Origin of the sequence: Xanthomonas sp. NCPPB 3569 (assembly GCF_041475645.2) — a bacterium.
Lineage (GTDB): Bacteria > Pseudomonadota > Gammaproteobacteria > Xanthomonadales > Xanthomonadaceae > Xanthomonas > Xanthomonas phaseoli.
In genome coordinates this window covers 4023411-4042270 of the sequence record NZ_CM192969.1, presented here as the reverse complement: position 1 = coordinate 4042270, position 18860 = coordinate 4023411, and the positions used below count along the sequence as shown (strand labels likewise).

Annotated in this window: 14 protein-coding genes; 7 read left to right on the top strand and 7 right to left on the bottom strand. The window is 66.1% G+C overall.

All coding sequences use genetic code 11. From position 1 onward, the window contains the following. The first annotated feature begins 177 nt into the window (after positions 1 to 177). The 4 genes from ACCQ03_RS17405 (at position 178) to ACCQ03_RS17390 (ending at position 4263) form a co-directional block, all read left to right on the top strand. Entirely contained in the window at positions 178 to 879 is a 702-nt protein-coding gene (locus ACCQ03_RS17405) for a response regulator (RefSeq protein ID WP_017157497.1), read from the top strand. Next, positions 872 to 2257: a sensor histidine kinase gene (locus ACCQ03_RS17400; RefSeq protein ID WP_057679484.1), complete on the top strand. Its 1386-nt coding sequence runs from the start codon at positions 872 to 874 to the stop codon at positions 2255 to 2257. Before ACCQ03_RS17405 ends, ACCQ03_RS17400 begins: the two co-directional genes overlap by 8 nt. A gap of 14 nt (positions 2258 to 2271) precedes the next feature. Then, positions 2272 to 3321, top strand: a complete 1050-nt coding sequence (locus ACCQ03_RS17395) for an ABC transporter substrate-binding protein (RefSeq protein ID WP_057687159.1) — start codon at positions 2272 to 2274, stop codon at positions 3319 to 3321. Between the two features lie 303 nt (positions 3322 to 3624). Next, complete coding sequence (locus ACCQ03_RS17390) at positions 3625 to 4263, top strand: response regulator (RefSeq protein WP_003483405.1); 639 nt, start codon at positions 3625 to 3627, stop codon at positions 4261 to 4263. Between the two features lie 119 nt (positions 4264 to 4382). Here ACCQ03_RS17390 and ACCQ03_RS17385 read toward each other — a convergent pair whose 3' ends face one another. Genes ACCQ03_RS17385 through ACCQ03_RS17375 form a run of 3 tightly spaced genes read right to left on the bottom strand, consistent with a single transcriptional unit; the run spans position 4383 to position 6395 of the window. Further along, a complete protein-coding gene (locus tag ACCQ03_RS17385) occupies positions 4383 to 4751 on the bottom strand; it encodes an Atu4866 domain-containing protein (protein ID WP_057679675.1) in 369 nt (122 codons plus the stop codon). Positions 4752 to 4762: 11 nt separating this feature from the next. Next, positions 4763 to 5308, bottom strand: a complete 546-nt coding sequence (locus ACCQ03_RS17380) for a nuclear transport factor 2 family protein (protein ID WP_057679674.1) — start codon at positions 5306 to 5308, stop codon at positions 4763 to 4765. A 16-nt stretch (positions 5309 to 5324) separates the two neighbouring features. Continuing rightward, on the bottom strand, positions 5325 to 6395 hold the full coding sequence (locus ACCQ03_RS17375; protein ID WP_057679673.1) for an aldo/keto reductase: 1071 nt from the start codon (positions 6393 to 6395) through the stop codon (positions 5325 to 5327). Positions 6396 to 6699: 304 nt separating this feature from the next. Here ACCQ03_RS17375 and ACCQ03_RS17370 point away from each other — a divergent pair, with 304 nt between their 5' ends. Beyond that, a complete protein-coding gene (locus ACCQ03_RS17370; protein WP_057679671.1) occupies positions 6700 to 7602 on the top strand; it encodes a LysR family transcriptional regulator in 903 nt (300 codons plus the stop codon). On the opposite strand, the gene ACCQ03_RS17365 is transcribed toward ACCQ03_RS17370, so the two are convergent. The 4 genes from ACCQ03_RS17365 to ACCQ03_RS17350 form a co-directional block, all read right to left on the bottom strand. Then, entirely contained in the window at positions 7594 to 8361 is a 768-nt protein-coding gene (locus tag ACCQ03_RS17365) for a substrate-binding domain-containing protein (RefSeq protein ID WP_057679670.1), read from the bottom strand. The genes ACCQ03_RS17370 and ACCQ03_RS17365 overlap by 9 nt on opposite strands. A gap of 8 nt (positions 8362 to 8369) precedes the next feature. Further along, the gene (locus tag ACCQ03_RS17360; protein ID WP_057679669.1) at positions 8370 to 9716 is read right to left on the bottom strand and encodes an MFS transporter; all 1347 of its coding nucleotides are present in this window, start codon (positions 9714 to 9716) and stop codon (positions 8370 to 8372) included. A gap of 294 nt (positions 9717 to 10010) precedes the next feature. Further along, positions 10011 to 12653 carry a hybrid sensor histidine kinase/response regulator gene (locus ACCQ03_RS17355; protein ID WP_209225798.1) on the bottom strand — a complete coding sequence of 881 codons (2643 nt, stop codon included), beginning with the start codon at positions 12651 to 12653 and terminating at the stop codon, positions 10011 to 10013. 362 nt (positions 12654 to 13015) lie between these two features. Then, the gene (locus ACCQ03_RS17350; RefSeq protein ID WP_057679151.1) at positions 13016 to 14188 is read right to left on the bottom strand and encodes an OprO/OprP family phosphate-selective porin; all 1173 of its coding nucleotides are present in this window, start codon (positions 14186 to 14188) and stop codon (positions 13016 to 13018) included. A 283-nt stretch (positions 14189 to 14471) separates the two neighbouring features. Between ACCQ03_RS17350 and ACCQ03_RS17345 the strand changes: the two genes are divergently transcribed. Next, a complete protein-coding gene (locus ACCQ03_RS17345) occupies positions 14472 to 15845 on the top strand; it encodes a dicarboxylate/amino acid:cation symporter (protein ID WP_003483384.1) in 1374 nt (457 codons plus the stop codon). A gap of 196 nt (positions 15846 to 16041) precedes the next feature. Further along, positions 16042 to 18351 (top strand): NADP-dependent malic enzyme, encoded by a 2310-nt coding sequence (locus tag ACCQ03_RS17340; RefSeq protein WP_039572618.1) that lies wholly within the window; start codon positions 16042 to 16044, stop codon positions 18349 to 18351. Positions 18352 to 18860: the final 509 nt, after the last annotated feature.

The following is an 18860-nucleotide window of genomic DNA, read 5'->3' as shown; positions in this document are numbered from 1 at the left end:
GTCAGTGCGTGGGAATGGGGAATCGGGAATGGGGAATCGCAACAGCGGGATTCCGGCAACGGGTGCCTAGGTGTAGAAGCTTTTGTTCTCCGGGCCTGTTACCTTCCGGCCGCGACCAACCGCCGTTCCGATTCCCCATTACCTATTCCCCAATCCCCATTCACGAATCCCTGCCACATGCGCCTTCTCCTAGTCGAAGACAACGCCGACCTCGCCGATGCGATCGTGCGGCGCATGCGCCGTAGCGGGCATGCGGTGGATTGGCAGGCCGATGGGTTGGCGGCGGCGAGTGTGCTGCGGTATCAGAGCTTCGACCTGGTGGTGTTGGATATCGGATTGCCCAAGCTCGACGGGCTGCGGGTGCTGGCCGGCATGCGCGAGCGGGGCGACACCACGCCGGTGCTGATGCTGACCGCGCGCGATGGCATCGAAGACCGCGTGCAGGCACTGGACGTCGGTGCCGACGATTACCTGGGCAAGCCGTTCGACTTCCGCGAGTTCGAAGCGCGTTGCCGGGTATTGCTGCGACGCAGTCGTGGCCAGGCCAGCGAGGTGGTGCAGATCGGTGGATTCGTCTTCGACAATGCCGCGCATACGCTGCTGCTGGATGGCGTGCCCATCGAGTTGCCCAATCGCGAATATCGCCTGTTCGAAATCCTGATCGGACGGCTCGGGCAGGTGGTGGGCAAGGACGAGATCGGCAACGGCTTGTTCGGCTTCGACGATGACGCCGGGCCCAATGCGATCGAGCTGTATGTCGGCCGGCTGCGGCGCAAGCTGGCCGCCGCGCCGTTGCGTATCGTCACCGTGCGCGGTGCCGGTTACAAACTCGAAGAAGCCGACCCCCATGCGCCGGTGGAGCCGGGCGTCGATGGCTGAGCCGCTGGCAGTGGCACCGTCGATCCGGCGCACCTTGCTGCTGTATCTGGGCAGCCTGTCGCTGCTGGGTGCGGTGGTGCTGTTCTTTGCCGCACGCGATTACGGCGAGCGGGCGGCCAACCGGTCCTACGATCACCTGCTGGCGTCCTCGGCCCTGTCGATCATCGACAGCGTGGCGTTGGTCGGCGGCGACTGGCAGGTGGATCTGCCGTATGCCTCGCTGGATCTGCTCGGCATGGCACCGGAAGACCGCGTGTTCTATCGCGTGTTCGATGCACAGGGCCGCACCATCACCGGCGAAGACACGCTGCCGCTGCCGCCGCGTGCGCCCCGCGACGAGCGGCCGCTGTTGTTCGATGCGCAATACAGCGGCGAGCCGGTGCGCTTTGCGGTGGTGATGCATCGGGTGGCCTCGGACTCGGGGCAGGGCGAGGTGCGCGTGCAGGTGGGCCAGACCCGGCGCGCACGCGATGCGGTGGCGCGCGATGTGGTGCTCAACGCCTTGGTGGCGATCGGCGTGCTGTCGTTGCTGGCGCTGGGCCTGGTCTGGCTGGGTGTCTACCGCGCGTTGCGGCCGCTGCAGCGTATCGAGCGCGACCTGTCGCGACGCGAACCCTCCGACCTCAAGCCGCTGAACGTGCCGGCGCCGCAGGAAATGCAGTTGATGGTGAGCGCGCTCAACCGGTTCATGGCGCGGCTATCGTCCAGTAACGAAACCCTGCGCGCGTTCATGGCCGAGGCCGCGCACCAGATGCGCACGCCGCTGGCGGCCTTGCGCGCGCAGGCGCAGCTGGCGATGGACGACGACGACCCGCACGAGATGCAACGCAGTTTGGTGGCGATCGAGCGCAACGCCAGCCACATGAGCCGCTTGCTCAATCAGTTGCTCAGCGATGCCAGCGTGATCCATCGTGCCAACCTGCAGCGATTTGCCACCGTGGATCTGGCCGACGTCTTGCATCAGGCCCTGCACGAAGCACTGCCGCGCAGCCCAGCTGCACCGCGCGTGCAGCTGGCGATCGACCCGAAGCCGGCGCTGCTGCGTGGTGATGCACTGCTCCTGCGCGAGGCGCTGAAAAACCTGATCGACAACGCCTGCAAATACGGTGCCGGCGGCCCGCTGCAGGTGGCGCTCACCAGCGACGGCAACCATCACGTGCTGACCATCGCCGATCATGGCCCCGGCATTCCGCCTGCCGAAGCCGAGCGGGTGTTCGAGCGTTTCGTACGCGGGGCGGATGCGCCGGCCGGCGGCGCCGGGCTGGGGTTGGCCATCGTCAAGCGCGTGGTGGAAGCGCATGGTGGGCGCATCGATCTGGCCAACCGCATCGGTGGCGGCTTGATCGCCTCGATGCATTTTCCCGGAGGAGGCGCGTGATGCGGCGGAGATGGATGCTGGCGATGTGGATGCTGGTAGTGCTGCTGGTCCATGGCATAGCCTGCGCGGCGCCAGGCGATGTGCGTCGCTTTCCTGCACAGGGCCCGGTGCGTGTGCAGCTGCGCGTGCAGGGCTCCACCGACCTGGAAGTGTTCGGTGCAGTCATCCGCGACTATCAAAGGCTGCACCCGGGCACCGAGGTGATCTACGAAGATGTCATCGCCTGGGACATCTACGACCGTTATCTGCATCCAAGCCATGGCGCACCTGCTGCAGACATGCTGATCAGTGCCAGCATGGACCTGCAGACCAAACTGGTGAACGACGGCCATGCGTTGACGCATCGCTCCGCACAGACCGAGGCCTTGCCGGCATGGGCGCAATGGCGGCATGAAGTGTTCGGCATCAGCTACGAGCCGGTGGCCATCGTCTACAACACACGCAAGCTGGATGCCGCCCGCGTGCCGCGCACGCGCCGGCAATTGCTGGCGTTGTTGCGCGCGCCCGATGCACCGCTGCGCGGCAAGGTCGGCACCTACGACGTCGAACGCAGCGGCGTGGGGTATCTGTTCGCGACCCAGGACGGCCAGGTGGGCAGTATCGCCGGGGCGCTGCTCGCGGCGCTGGGAGCCAACCGGGTGGCGTTGGAAGAGCGCACCGGCAGCCTGCTCGATCGCGTCAGCCGTGGCGAGCTGCTGCTGGCCTACAACGTGCTTGGCTCCTACGCACAGGCCCGCATCGATGCGGGCGCGCCGCTGGGCATCGTGCAGCCGCAGGACTACACGCTGGTGGCGTTGCGCACGGCAGTGATTCCCAAGACGGCGCCGCATGCGCCGGAGGCGCGCCGGTTTCTCGACTATCTGCTCTCGCCGCGCGGCCAGCAGGTGCTGTCGCGCGAGGCGCGGCTGATGCCGATCCTGCCGGCCGCCGGTGGCCGTGGCGGTTCGGCGCAGCCACCGTTCCGCCCGATCCCGCTCGGTCCCGGTCTGCTGGTGTATCTGGACAAGCTCAAACGCCGCCAGTTCCTGGATGCCTGGCGGGCAAGCACGCAGCCGCCGCGCTAGCGCGTGTTGTGCACTTTGAGATGCGATGCGTTGGCCGTCGGCGGAGCGGGTGCTGCGTGGCGCCGGCTTGGCTGGCGCCAAGGCAAGCCGCGCGGCGGCCGCTCCGTGCCGCTGGCGGGCCAACCCTGCGGGAAGCGCCCTGTGGCGCGCCGAGACCGCGTTGCGCGCCTTGCCCAAGCGGCCAGCCTGGGCAAGGCGCACGCCTCGCCTGGGCGCGCCACAGGACGCGTCGCACTCACCTCAAAGCGCGTGGCACGCTCTTGGGCAGGGTATCGGCGGCGGCACATGTGCCAGACTTGGCGCATGGCCGATCTCACCATTCTCGTCGCCGACGACCACCCGCTGTTCCGCGCCGCCGTCATCCACGTGCTGCAGCAGACCCTGCCGCAGGCCAACGTGGTGGAAGCCTCCAGCGCCGCCACCTTGAGCGCAATGCTGCGTTCGCACCCGCAGGCCGAGCTGGTGCTGCTGGATCTGGCCATGCCCGGTGCACGCGGTTTTTCGGCGCTGCTGCATGTGCGTGGCGAGCACCCGGACATTCCGGTGGTGGTGATCTCCTCCAACGATCATCCGCGGGTGATCCGGCGTGCGCAGCAGTTCGGTGCGGCCGGATTCATTCCCAAATCCACGCCGGCCGAATCGATCGGCACCGCGGTGGCCAGCGTGCTGGAAGGCGGCACCTGGTTCCCACCGATGACGGCCGAGCGCTCGGAGGCCGACGCACAACTGGCCTCCAAACTCGCCCAGCTCACCCCGCAGCAGTTCCGTGTGCTGCTGAGCCTGGCCGATGGCCTGCTCAACAAGCAGATCGCGCACGAGCTGGGCCTGGCCGAGAACACCGTCAAGGTGCACGTCACCGCCATCCTGAAAAAGCTCGACTGCTACAGCCGCACCCAGGCCGCGGTATTGGTCAAGGCGCTGGAGCCGGAAGGCGAGGGCTGATCCAGCGTGCGGCGTGGATCGCTGCGCATTGCGGTCTGCAGCAGGCGCAACGCGTCGCCGATGCAGCGGTGCGAGGCCCGGCGATCAAGCATGGCAAGCAGCCCGTTTTTTCAATCGCCCTAAGCCGGTGGCTGCCGATAGAACACCATGCCGCCATGATGCAGCTCATCATCGGTGACGAAGCGGCCATCGGCGGTGAAGCCGGTGTCGTCCCAGTATTCGATGTGAGTGCCGGTGATTTCGTAGCGCCCCTGGTAGGCGCTTTGGCGTGTGCCGCGGGCTTCGTCGTAGCGGCCGTTCGGCAGGAGTTCCTGCCGGATCCGTCCGTCGCCGGTGACCCACATGCCGAGATAGGGGTGTGCTTGCATTAGATGTCCTGGTTGCTGGGTCGCGATAGTGGTGGGCGCCGTGGGCGGTTGCGTCGCTGCCGCGAACGGGCAGGCGAGCGCCGAGCCGGCGCCCAGCGCCACCGCGATGGCGGCTTTCATCGGTCTTTCGCTCATGGGCTGGCCCTGCGTTGCAGTTGGCGATGGCCGCGCTGCAGCACGGCGTCGTAGGCGGGCAGGTCGAGGAAGGCGTTGACCTCGACCGCCTTGCCATCTGCCATCCGCATGATCCATGCGTAGCGATTGCGATAGCTGCTGCCATCGCGCAGCGTGGCCACGCCTTCCCACTGCACGATGACGTGCTCGCCATCGGCCCAGAGGCGTTGCTGTACCGGCCGCAGTGGCGAGGCCAGGCGTTCGCTCAGCGGACGCACCGCCGCCTCGACCAACACGTCGCGACCACGCAAGGTGCCGGCACTCGGACCGGAGCCTTCGATGGTCCACACCACCTCGGGCGACAGCAGCGTCTCGAAGATGCCGCTGCCCCCGTTTTGCCACTGCGCGAAGGCCGCTTCGACGATGCGCTTGTTGCAGATGGGCGCCGGTTGCCCTGCACAGGGGTCTGTGGATGCAACGTCATTGCCTGTGGCGCCGACGTTGCCCGCGAACGCGGCGGCGACAAGCAGCGCTGCCGCCGCGAGGGTTGAGAGTCTGGTCATGGCTGCTCCGTGGTGGTCAGGTGCGCAGCTGCACGTGATGGGTGCCGTAGATCAACTGCTGCGCCATCGGCCTGCCGATGAAGCGTTCGGGGAAGATCGGCGGCACTGCGCTGACCGCGTCCAGGCGCGCAACGTGCTCATCGCTGAGCACGATCTCCAGCGCGCCGAAATTGTCTTCGGCCTGCTGCAAGGTGCGTGCGCCCATCACCGGCGACACGACGGCGGGGTTGCGCAAGGTCCAGGCCAGCGCCACCTGCGAGCGCGATGCGCCCAGTTCATCGGCGACCGCACCGACCACATCGGCGATCTCCAGCGAGCGTGCATTGAGATGCCCGGTCGAGGCGATCACGCCCTTGCGGCTGCTCGACACCTCTGCCGCATTGTCGTCGGTCAGATCGGCGCGGCTGTATTTGCCGGTCAGGATGCCGCCGCCCAGCGGCGACCACGGCAACACGCCCAGGCCGAGTTCGCGCGCCATCGGCAGCAGCTCGTGTTCGACGCTGCGTTCGACCAGGCTGTACTCGATCTGCAGCGCCACCAACGGCGACCAGCCGCGCAGGTCGGCCAGGGTCTGCAATTGCGCCACGCGCCAGGCCGGCGTATTGCAGATGCCCAGATAGAGCACCTTGCCCGCTTGCACCAGATGCTCCAGCCCGCGCATCACTTCGTCTGGCGCGGTGGTGAAATCCCAGGCGTGTAGGTACAGCAGGTCGATCCGGTCGGTGGCAAGTTGGCGCAGGCTGGTTTCCACCGAGCGAATCAGGTTCAGGCGATGATTGCCGCCGGAATTGATGTTGTCCGCATCGCGTGCCATGGTGAATTTGGTGGCCAGCACGAAGCGTTCGCGTCGGTCCTTGACCAACTCGCCGAGGATGCGTTCGGAGCCGCCATTGGTGTAGTTCACCGCGGTGTCGATGAAGTTGCCGCCGCGGTCGGCATAGGCGTCGAAGATGCGCTTGGCTTCGCCTGCATCTGCGCCCCAGCCCCAGGCTTCGCCGAAGGTCATGGTGCCCAGCGACAGGGGCGAGACGCGCAGGCCGGAACGGCCGAGCAGGCGGTAGTGGTCCAGTGAGCGTGGCTGATGCATGCGTGATGTCTCCCGGTCGTGACGTGGTGCGTGTGCCAGCCACTGTGCCGCGGCGCGGGGAGCAAGCGTGAGCCTGGTTATCCGGCATCCTTGCCTGATCGTCCGAATGGCCGATGCAGCGCCAGCGCGCAGGCAGTGTGTTGCGAAACGTGGGAGTTGCGGGGTCACGTTCGAGGTGGGTGGTTGCCCAATGCGAACGCATGCACTGCGCCTGGAATGCAATGGCTTCGTCGCGTCGGACGCAGCACCGCAGGCAAGCGTCTATGCTATGGCGACCGCCATCGAACACTGAAGCTGCGGCACCGTGACCATCAAATTCGATCTCAACGATCTGCAGGCATTCCGTGCGGTTGCCGAGAACGGCAGCTTTCGCCGCGCTGCCGAACGCATCCGCATCACCCAGCCGGCGCTCAGCCGCAGGATCGACAAGCTCGAGTCGGCGTTGAACGTCAAGCTGTTCGAGCGCACCACGCGCAAGGTCACCCTCACCACCGTCGGCCAGGCGTTCATGCCGCAGGTCGAGCGCATGCTCGATGACCTGGACATGGCGCTGATGAGCATCGGCGATGCAGGTTCCAGCAGGATGGGGACGGTAACCGTGGCCTGCGTGCCATCTGCCGCGTACTACTTCATGCCGCAGGCGATCCACGGGCTGCATCAGTTGTTTCCGAAGATCCGCATCCGGCTGTTCGACGGCAGTGCCAGTCACGTCAGTGCGGCAGTGGCTTCCGGCGAAGCGGATTTCGGGGTCAGCTTCAGCGGCAACCTGGCGCCGGAGGTGGAGTTCGAACCGTTGTTGCAAGAGCGCTATGTGATTGCCTGCCGCCAGGACCACTCGCTGTCCGGGCGCGCACAGGTCAGCTGGCAGGAGGCCTACGCTTACGACTACATCACGCTGGACAAGACATCGGGCAACCGGCTGGTGCTGGATCGGGCGCTGGCTGCATTCACGCCGGACAAGCCGAGCATCTGCGAGACCCGACATGTCACCACGTTGCTGGGATTGGTAGAGGCCGGCGTCGGTATTGCCGCCGTGCCTTCCATCGCCATGCCGTCCGGCCCGCATCCGGTGCTGGCGGCGGTGCCGCTTGTCGAACCGGAGGTATCGCGCAACGTGGGGCTGCTCAAACGTCGCGGACGCACGCTGACACCCACCGCGCTCGAACTGGCGGAACTGGTGCGCCGGATGCCCGCACGTTCAAGGTGACACCGGATCCAGGCCGGTCATGCGCGCAACCGCCTGCGCCTCACCCGACTGCAGGTACGCCAGCAGGCGCCTGGCTGCTTCGGGGTGCTGTGCGTTGACCGGCACACCGGCCGCGTAGCGCGTGATCGACTGCAACGGCTCGGGGATCTTGCCGACAAACTCCACGCCTGCCACCGGAAGCAGCTCGGCCACCTGCTGAAAGCCGAGCTGATAGCTGCCATCGGCCACCACCGTGCCCACCGGGATGCGCGGAATCTTCTTGCTCTTGGCCATCATCGGGCCCTGGATCTGCAGCTGCTTGAACAGCGTGGTCTCGATGTAGACGCCGCTGGCGCTGTCGGAATAGGCCACCGAATCGGCGTGCAGTAGCGTGTGTTTGAAGTGCTCGACGCTGTCGATCGTGGGCTTGGGTGCACCGCTGCGCACCACCATGCCGATCCTCGAATCGGCCAGTTCCACCCGCGATGCCGCATCGACCACGCCGGCATCGATGAGCTTCTGCAACGCGCTCCCCACCATGATCACCACATCGGCAGGCTCGCCGCGTGCGAGCCGGTTGGGAATGGCTTGTGGCGTTTGGCCCATGGACGGGCCAAGCAGGGTGGTGATCTTCGCTCCGGTCTGCTTGGTGTATTGCGGCGCCAGGCGTTCAAAGGCGGCGGTGAAGCCGCCGGAGGTCATCACGGTCAACTCCTGCGCGCCTGCCGTTGTCGCCAGCAGGACCGTTGCAACCATCGCACCCAGCCACTTCTTCCACATGGCGTGCCTCATTTGGTAGCCCCTGCCGCAGCATGGCCGCTCGCCGGCGCTGGATTGGCTTGGCGGCGATACAGAAACAGCGTGGCTCCCAGTGCGCACACCGCTGCGAAGACCAACCAGTAGCCAGGCGCGGCCTTGTCGCCGGTGACGTGGATCAGCCAGGTGGACATCACCGGCGTAAAACCGCCAAACACCGTGGTCGCCAGGCTGTAGGCAAGCGAAAATCCCGCCACCCGCACATGCGCCGGCATCCGCTCGGTGAGCGCCGGGATCATGGCGCCGTTGTAGATGCCGTAGATGAAGGACAGCCACAGCAGCGCCTGCAACATATGCGCAAAGCTCGGTGCGGCCGCAAGCAACGCAAGCACCGGATAGGCGGTCACGCTGCACACCACCGCCATAGTCACCAGCAGCGGCTTGCGTCCGAAGCGGTCGCTGAGTGCGCCCCCGATCGGCAGCCAGATGAAATTGGAGACGCCCACCAACAGCGTGACGATCAACGCATCGCCGGTACTGAGTTTGAGCACGCTCTTGCCGAAGGTGGGGGCGTAGACGGTGATCAGATAGAACGCGGTCGTCGTCAGCGCGACCATCAAACCGCCGGCAATCACGGTGCCGGCATTGTCCGCCAGCCCGCGCATCACCTGCTTCATCGTGACCGGCTGCCGGCGCTGGGCAAATTCCGCCGTCTCTTCCAGGCTTCGCCGCAGCAAGAAGATGAAAGGGATGATGACGCAACCGATGCCGAATGGAATCCGCCAGCCCCACTGCGCCAGATCCTGCGGCGCCATCAGCTGGTTGAGCGCAAACCCGATCGCGGCCGCACCGACGATGGCGAGCTGCTGGCTGGCCGATTGCCAACTGGCGTAGAAGCCGCGCCGGCCCGGTGTGGCCATCTCGGCCAGATACACCGACACCCCGCCCATTTCGGCGCCGGCCGAAAAGCCCTGCAGCAAGCGCCCAAGCAGCACCAGGGCCGGGGCCCACAAGCCGATGCTGGCGTAGCCTGGCACCAGCACGATCAGCACGGTACCGCTGGCCATGATGGCCAAGGTGACGATCAGGCCTTTGCGGCGCCCGACATCGTCGATATAGGCACCCAGGATCACCGCACCCAGCGGCCGCATCAAAAAGCCTGCGCCGAACACGGCGAAGGTCATCATCAGGGACGCGAATTCGTTGTTCGCCGGAAAGAACGCCGCGGCGATCTGAGTGGCGTAAAAACCGAACAGGAAGAAGTCGAACTGTTCGAGGAAGTTGCCCGAGGTCACCCTCAGCACCATCCCGAGTTTCGACTGTTGCGTTGCCTCGCTGCGGGAACTGCGCATAAATCGCCCTCCACGATAGATATGCATGGACGTATGACATCCGAGGCACTCGATTCTGGTCGAGATGGTGGATGTTGATAATTGCTGCTTTCTCATCGATTGATGCGCGTTGAGCATCGGCCCGAGGCCGCAGTCCGCGACGTGCAGTGACCTCGCCACGACGCGCACGCCGCATCCGCCAACGGCCGCCGGCGTTGCCGCGTGAAGTCAAGCTCGATCCGCCTATGTCGTCGCCGCAGGTGCTCTGGTGGCCTGCCACTGCGCCGATCGGGTCGGTGGGTACGCTGCCGGCCTTGGGCGCAGGAGAGGAAGCAGGCAGCGCTACCCGCGCCGCATCAACATCTGCGTCGCCAGCGCACGCAGGGCCGGCGGGCGGACCGGTTTGGACAAAAATCCCCAGCCCAGATCCAGCGCATGCTCGCGCAGGACAGGGTCGGGTTCTGCGGTGACCAGGATCACGCGTGGCTCGCGTTGCCAGCGTTCCACCAACTGCGACAGCAGCATGGGGCCGTGGTGTGCGCCCATGCGCACATCCAGCAGCAGTTCCGGCACCTCCTCGGCATTGGCAGCGCTCAATGCCTCATCCGGGCCGCCGGCAAAATCCACGCGGCATTCCCAGCGTTCCAGCAGCGTGCGCGTGGCCTCGCACACCAAGGGCTCATCATCCACGCACCACACCCGGCAGCCATGCAGGATGGGGTCGTTGCCGTGTTCGGCAGTGCCGACAGGCGAAGGCAGTTGCCGTGCGATGGCGGTGCGATCGCCCAGCGGGACCGTCACCGAAAACACGCTGCCGGCGCCCAGGGTGGAACGCAGCCCGATGCGATGGCCGAGCAGACGGCCGATGCGCTCGACGATGGCCAGGCCCAGGCCTGCGCCGCGATCGTTGGCCACGCCGTCGTCCAGGCGGCGGAATTCCTCGAAGATTTCGTGTTGCAGGGCTTCGGGAATGCCGGGCCCCTGGTCGTGCACTTCGATGCGCAGCCAGCCGCCGCGACGGCGGCAGCCGATCAGCACCCGTCCGCGCGGCGTGTAGCGGATGGCGTTGGAGAGAAAGTTCTGCAGGATGCGGCGCAGCAGGTTTTCATCGCTCAACACCACCGCCGAGGTCGGCACCGATTCCAGTACCAGCCCGCGGTCTTCGGCCAGGATGCCGAAATCGCGCGCCAGGGTGTCCAGCAAGGGCGCAAGCGCAAAGTCGCGCACCTGGGTCTTCAGGCTGCCCGCTTCCAGGCGCGAGATGTCGAGCAGGCTGTTGAGGATGGCGTCCTGCGCCGCCAGCGCACCGTCGATGTTGTCGACCACGCGCGCGCTGCCAGCCTCGCGCACTTGCCCACGCAACACCGAGACGAACATGCGCGCGGCGTTGAGCGGCTGCAGCAGGTCGTGCACCGCCGAGGCGACGAAGCGGGTCTTGTAGCGGTTGGCGCTTTCGGCTTCGCGCTTGGCCGCCGCCAGGTCGCGGGTGCGCTCGGCCACGCGGTGTTCCAGCGCGTCGGCCAGCGAACGCAGTTCGCGTGCGGCGTTCTTGTAGCTGGTGATGTCGGCGTAACTGGTGACAAAGCCGCCATCGGGCAGCGGATTGCCGCGGATTTCCAGCACCGTGCCATCTTCTTTTTCGCTCTCGCGCATATGCGGTTTTCCGCTGCGCAAGTGATTCAGGCGCCGCTCGATCGCCGCTTCGATCGGCCCCGGCCCCAGCAGGCCACGGCGTGCATTGAAGCGGAACAGGTCTTCGATCGGGCGGCCGATCTTGAGCAGTTCCGGCGGAAACCGGAACAGCTCCACATAGCGCGAATTCCACGCCACCAGGTTGAGCGCCTCGTCGATCACCACCACGCCTTGCGGCAGGTGTTCCAGGCTGCGGCTCAGGCCGGCATTGGCCTGCTGCGCGGCGGTGACCACGCCGTCCTGGGCGGTGCGCAGTTCTTCGGCGTGTTGCTGCAGCAAGGTTTCCAGTTCGTGCCGGCTGCGCTGGCGCAACGCCGACAGCCGCCGCCGTTGCTGCACGAACAACCACAGCAAGGCCAGGGCCAGCCACGCGCCGGCGGCGGCAATCGCCGCGGCGCGGCCGGCAGCGGCGCTGGCGCGGGTGTCGTGCAGCAGATGCAGGCGCCAGCCGCTTTCGGGCACTTCCAGGGTCTGCCACAGCACCTGCGCGCCGAGCGGCGGGTCGCGCACGTCGGCCAGCACCCCGCCGTATCCGGTTTGCTCGATCAGCCGGCGCCGCAGCGGCAGCAATTGCTGGTCGGCGTACTGGCGGGTGCTTTGCAGTTCGCGGCGATCGCGGTCGCTGAGCGGGGCCAGCACGCGGTAGCGCCACTCCGGGCGGCTGGCCAGAAACACCACATCGTGCGCGTCCGACGCCAGCACGATATCCGGGGTCTGCAGCCACTCACGTTCCAATGCAGCCAGGGCGATCTTGATCACCACCACGCCCTGCACCTGGCCGGCGCCGTCGACAATGGCCTGCGACAGGAAATAGCCTGGCTCGCTGGTGGTCATGCCGATGCCGTAGAAGCTGCCGCTGCCGGTGGCCAGCGCCTGCTGGTAATACGGACGGAAGGCGTAGTCCACGCCCACGTTGCTGCGTGGCGCCCGCCAGTTGCTGGCGGCCAGTGCCACGCCGTCATGGTTGATCAAGGTCAGCGTGGACGACTGCGTGACATTGTTGGCGCGTTCGAGCTTGCGGTTGAGCGCATCCACCTGTGCCGGCGACAGCGGGCCGGACACGGCCGCGCGCAACTCCGGGTCCAGCGCCAGAATCTGCGGCAACGTGCGATAGCGGTCCACGCGCTGCTGCAGCGCCTGCGCGTAGAGCCGCAGCTGGCGGCGCACGGTGGCGCTTTCATCGTGCAGCGCGCTCTGTTCGACGAAGTGCCCGGCCGCGACCATGGCCACCATCATCCCGCCCAGCACGATGGACAAGGCGAGCAGCAGGCGACGGCGTTGCGATGCGTACATGGCCGTAAGTATGGCGGTCCGCCGCCGGATCGCGCAGCCACCAGCGTGGATGGCCAGGAGCGGTTGCGCTCACCGCAGACAGACGCGGCCGGCGCTCGGTGCCGCATGCGTCACGCGTGGACGACGGTTCCGGGCGTCGGCCCGCCTATGCCCGGCAACCGCTTGCGATATGGGGCAGCCGCTCTCATCGCACGCTTGGCAAGCGCCAGATACGACAACGGCCGCACCCGTGGTGGATGCGGCCGTGTCCAATGCCTGTTGCGGTGCGATGCCAGCGGCGCGCCGGCGAACCGGCGTGCGGCCATGACGCGTGGCAGTGCGTCGGCGCGAATCGCCGGCGCGCTGCCTTTGCTCAGTGCGGCTTAGAACTGCACCTGCGCACGCAGTTCCATCACGTGCGGGGTTTCATGCACGCCGTTGCGCGAGGAATCCACCCAGCTGTAGTTGGCCTGGAACTTGAAGTGGCTGGTGAGATACCAGTTGGCGCCGATGGTGGTGTCGTGCTGACGGCCGCCGTGGACGTTGTTGTCTTCCAGGTTCAGGCGGCTGTAGCGGGCGGTCAGCTCGACCGCGCCGTAGTCGTGCGACGGCTTGATGTTGCCCGGCACGCCGCCGGCATAGCTGCGCGATTCGCCGGTCAGCGTCCAGGTGCCGTAGACGTACTGGCCCTGGGCGATGAAGTGCGGCTGGTTGGCGTTGCGCGCCACTTCGGCACGCAGCGCTTCGCTCTGCAGCGAGAACGGGCCATGGATCCATACCGCTTCCAGGCCGGTGCGGATCACATGGTCCACATCGAGGATGGTGCCGGTGTCGATCAGGCGCACATCGGTCAGGCCGGCTTCCGGGCGCGCACGCAGGCGCACACGCGGGCTGAACGACACGCCGCGGCCGTCGCTGTAACCGCGCGGGTTTTCGATCGAGCCGGCGATGCCCAGATGCAGCACGTCGCCTTCGGCCTTCATCGGGGTCCATGCCACGTGCACGGCCTGGGTGGTGCCCGGGTTGTCGCCCTGCAGATCCTTGCCGCCGTAAGCGCCGGCCTGCAGCAGGTACTGCTGACGTTCCAGCGTCCATTCCGCGCCGGTACGGCGGCCCTGGAACACCGCCTGGATCGGCAGGCCCAGTTCCATGAAGCTGCCCGCACGCGAGCTCTGCACCGCCTCCAGGCCCACCGGCACCTTCATGTAGCCCAGACGCACCCGGCCGTAATCCTGGCCGAACAGGGCCTTGGTCTCGAACCGGTAGAACACGTCCAGCCACAGCTTGGACTCGAAGTCGTAGTACACCATGGCGTCGTAGACGCCCTTCTTCTTGATGGTGGCGCCGAATTCCTTGCGGCGGAAGTCGGTGCGGTCTTCCAGGCGGTCGTCGCCGGAGAAGTTGTTGTCGTCGTAGGCGTAGTTGCCGGTCAGGCCCAGCTCGGTGCCGTCACCGAAGGTGTACTTGGTCGGCCAGTTTTCGATCGAGGTGGCTGCGTTGGCAGCGGCGGGGACGATGGCAGCAGCCAACGCCAGGACAAGCAGATTGAGGCGCATAGGTATGGTCTTCGGCAATGAGAAGGGGCCGGGCGTCCTGCCATGGCGGTCGCAGTGAATGTCTTCAGCAAGCGCGCAGGGTCCGGACGACGGCAGCACAGAAACGGTGTCTGCGTTAAACGGAATTAACGGCCGGCGGCGGCGCGGCTGAAGTGTAAGCCCACGTTCAGCCGCTGGACATGGGGTAGTACCAATGGGCTATCGGCCGGGGCTGTGACGTGCGGCCAGAATGCGTGCAACGGGTGCTGGCTCGGCACCTTCTCTCGTCCCTCGGAGTGGTGTCATGCACATCAGCAAGCCTGCCGGCCCCCTGCCGGCGTCCGTCCCCTTCTATCGCCAACTGTATTTTCAGGTGGTGGTGGCGATCGTCCTCGGTGCCCTGCTGGGCCATTTCGAGCCCGCCTTCGCCGAAAGCCTCAAGCCGCTGGGCGACGCCTTCATCAAGCTGGTGAAGATGATCATCGCCCCGGTGATCTTCCTGACCATCGTCACCGGCATCGCCGGCATGACCCATCTCAAGACGGTGGGCAGGGTGTTCGGCAAGGCGATGGCCTACTTCCTGTTCTTTTCCACCTTGGCGCTGGTGGTCGGTCTGGTCGTTGCCCATGTGGTGCAGCCCGGCGCCGGCATGAACATCAATCCGGCCGATCTGGACCAGAGTGCGGTCAAGAGCTACGTCGAGAAGTCGCATGACCTGACCCTGGTCGGCTTCCTGATGGACATCATCCCCAATTCGCTGATCGGCGCCTTCACCGGCGATCAGGTCGTCAACGGCAAGCTGACCGGGCCGAACATCCTGCAGGTGCTGTTCGTGGCGGTGCTGTTCGGCGTGTCGCTGGCGCTGGTGGGAGAGCGCGGCAAGCCGGTGCTGAACCTGCTGGAAGCGCTGATCGCCCCGGTGTTCAAGCTGGTGCATATCCTGATGCGTGCCGCCCCGATCGGTGCCTTTGGCGCCATCGCCTTCACCATCGGCAAGTACGGCGTGGAGTCGCTGGTCAATTTGGCCTGGCTGGTGGGCTCGTTTTACCTGACATCCTTGTTGTTCGTGCTGGTGATCCTGGGTCTGGTGAGCCGGCTGTGCGGGTTTTCGGTCCTCAAACTGATCCGTTACCTGAAAGCCGAGCTGCTGCTGGTGCTGGGCACCTCCTCGTCGGAGTCGGCGTTGCCGTCGCTGATGGAGAAGATGGAAAAGGCCGGTTGCGAGAAGTCGGTGGTGGGCCTAGTGGTGCCGACTGGGTACTCGTTCAATCTGGACGGCACCAATATCTACATGACGCTGGCGGCGCTGTTCATCGCCCAGGCCACCAATACCGAACTGACCCTGGGCCACCAGATCGCCCTGCTGGCCGTGGCGATGCTCAGCTCCAAGGGCGCAGCCGGCGTCACCGGTGCCGGTTTCATCACCCTGGCCGCCACGCTGGCGGTGGTACCGGAAGTGCCGGTGGCCGGCATGGCGCTGATCCTGGGCGTGGACCGTTTCATGAGCGAATGCCGCTCGCTGACCAACTTCATCGGCAATGCGGTGGCCACCGTGGTGGTCTCGCGCTGGGAAAACGCCCTGGACCGCGACCGGCTCAAGCTGGTGCTGGACGGCGGCGAACCGCCGCTGCTGGCCCCGGTCGGCCAACCCGGCGTGGCACCTGCCAGCCTGCGTTGATGCTTCCTACGGCCCTGTCTTCCGTCGGTATCAACGACGGGATGCAGGGCCGTTCTTGTTTGGCCTCCACGCCGGCTGCGTCGCCCGCCACGCTGCGGCCGTGATCTCCCTGCCGCGCTGACAGCTGCGCGACAGGCCCTTGTTCAGGCAGGAGGGTAGAATTCAGCCTCCTGCGCCTTCGAGAACCACACCACCGATGTCCACCGACGACTTCAAACAGGCCGCCCTCGACTATCACCGCCAGCAGCCGGCCGGCAAGATCAAGGTCACCGCGACCAAGCCGATGCTGACCCAGCGCGATCTGTCGCTGGCGTATTCGCCGGGCGTGGCGTTCGCCTGCGAGGCCATCGTCGAAGATGCCACCCAGGCCAGCGAGCTCACCGCGCGCGGCAATCTGGTGGCGGTTATCACCAACGGCACGGCGGTGCTGGGCCTGGGCAACATCGGCCCGTTGGCCTCCAAGCCGGTGATGGAAGGCAAGGGCGTGCTGTTCCAGAAGTTCGCCGGCATCGATGTGTTCGACATCGAGATCAATGAGAACGACCCGGACAAGCTGGTGGACATCATCGCCAGCCTGGAGCCGACCTTCGGCGGCATCAACCTGGAAGACATCAAGGCGCCGGAATGCTTCATCGTCGAGCGCAAGCTGCGCGAGCGCATGAACATCCCGGTGTTCCATGACGACCAGCACGGCACCGCGATTATCGTCGGCGCGGCGGTGCTCAACGCGCTGGTGGTCACCGGCAAGAAGATCGAAGAGGTCAAGCTGGCCACCACCGGCATGGGCGCGGCGGGCATTTCCTGCGTCAACATGTTGGTCTCGCTGGGCCTGAAGCCGGAGAACATCCTGGCGCTGGACCGCGATGGCGTGATCCATACCGGTCGCACCGACCTGGACCCGGACAAGCAGCGCTACGCGCGCGACACCGACAAGCGCACCCTGGCCGAGATCGTCGAAGGCGCCGATATCTTCCTGGGCCTGTCGGCCGCCGGCATCCTGAAGCCGGAGATGGTTGCCAGCATGGCGCGCCAGCCGGTGATCTTCGCGCTGGCCAATCCCAACCCGGAAATCACCCCGGAAGTGGCCAAGGCGGTGCGCCCGGATTGCATCATCGGCACTGGTCGGTCGGACTATCCGAACCAGATCAACAACGTGCTGTGTTTCCCGTACCTGTTCCGCGGCGCGCTGGACGTGGGCGCCACCGGCATCAACGAGGAAATGAAGATCGCCTGCGTCAAGGCGATCGCGGCGATGGCGCGGCGCGAGGCCTCCGACCTGGGCGCGGCCTACGGCGGCGAAACCCCGAGCTTTGGCCCCGACTACCTGATTCCGCGCCCCCTGGACCCGCGCCTGCTGGTCGAGCTGTCTTCGGCCGTGGCACAGGCGGCGATGGATTCGGGCGTGGCCACGCGCCCGATCACCGACATGGAGGCCTACCGCGACAAGCTCGGCCAGTTCGTCTACCGCACCAGCCTGATGATGAAGCCGGTCTACGACCGCGCGCGCGCCGACAAGCAGCGCGTGGTGTATGCCGAAGGCGAAGAAGAAGTGGTGCTGCGCGCGGTGCAGAACGTGGTCGACGAAGGCCTGGCCTTCCCGATCCTGATCGGCCGCCCGGACGTGATCGAAGCACGCATCGAACGCATGGGCCTGCGCCTGACCGCCGGCGTGGACTTCGAGATCACCAATATCCTCGACGATCCCCGCTTCAACGATTACTGGCAGTACTACCACGCGCTCACCGAGCGTCGTGGCGTGACCGTCACCGCGGCCAAGGAGCTGATGCGCTCGCGCCCGACCCTGATCGCCGCCGTCATGGTGGCGCGCGGCGAGGCCGATGCGATGCTGTCGGGCGTGGTCGGCCGCTTCCACAAGAAGCTCGGTTACGCGCGCAGCGTGATCCCGCTGGAGCCGCGGGTGAGCTCCACCTCGGCGATGACTGGTGTCATCAACCAGCTGGGCGTGTTCTTCTTCCTCGATACCCATGTGCAGGAAGACCCCACCGTCGAGCAGGTGGTGGAAGCGACGCTGCAGGCCGCCTATCGCCTCAAGCTGTTCGGCATCGAGCCCAATATCGCGCTGCTGTCGCATTCCAACTTCGGCAGCCACGACTCGCGCGATGCGCTGAAGATGCGCCAGGTGCGCGAGGCCCTGCTCAAGCGCAAGCCCGAGCTCAACATCGACGGCGAAATGCAGGGCGACACTGCCTGGGACGAGGCGCTGCGCAAGCAGATCATGCCCAACAGCACCTTGAAGGGCCGCGCCAACCTGTTCGTGTTGCCGAACCTGGAAGCGGCCAACATCGCCTATAACCTGGTGCGCGTGTTCACCGACGGCGTGGCGATCGGCCCGATCCTGATGGGCATCTCCAAGCCGGTGCACATCCTCACCACCAGCGCCACCTCGCGCCGGGTGATGAACATGACCGCCATCGCAGCGGTGGATGCGCAGATCCGCAGGCAACGCGATGCGGAAAAAGCGGCGGCCGATAAGGGCAACGACTGAGTCGAGATACTCACGACTTGCCAGGTGTCCAAGACTTGGCCGAGTGCTGCTTGATTTGAAGCAGCAAGCGCTCGGCCGGCAAGACAACGGCCGAGAAGTGTCTTTCTCGATAGGGTGTTGCAAGGCGCCCGGGCGCTCAGTCCCCAGTCCGCAGCAATAACCCAAAAGCCCCTCTCCCGCGGGAGAGGGGTTGGGGTGAGGGTACGGGCGAGCCTTGGCATCGCAGCGTCCGAGAAGTTGTCACTGCAAGGCGCCCAACAACTCAGCACCCAGCCAGCAGCAACGACCCAAAAGCCCCTCTCCCCGCGGGAGAGGGGTTGGGGTGAGGGTACGGGCGAGCCTTGGCATCGCAGCGGTCGAGAAGTTGTCACTGCAAGGCGCCCAACAACTCAGCACCCAGCCAACAGCAACGACCCACAAGCCCCTCTCCGCGCGGTAGAGGGGTGAGGGTACGGCCTACCCTTGGCAGCGACTCAGCGTCGACCATCCAAAACGTTGACGAGCTACGC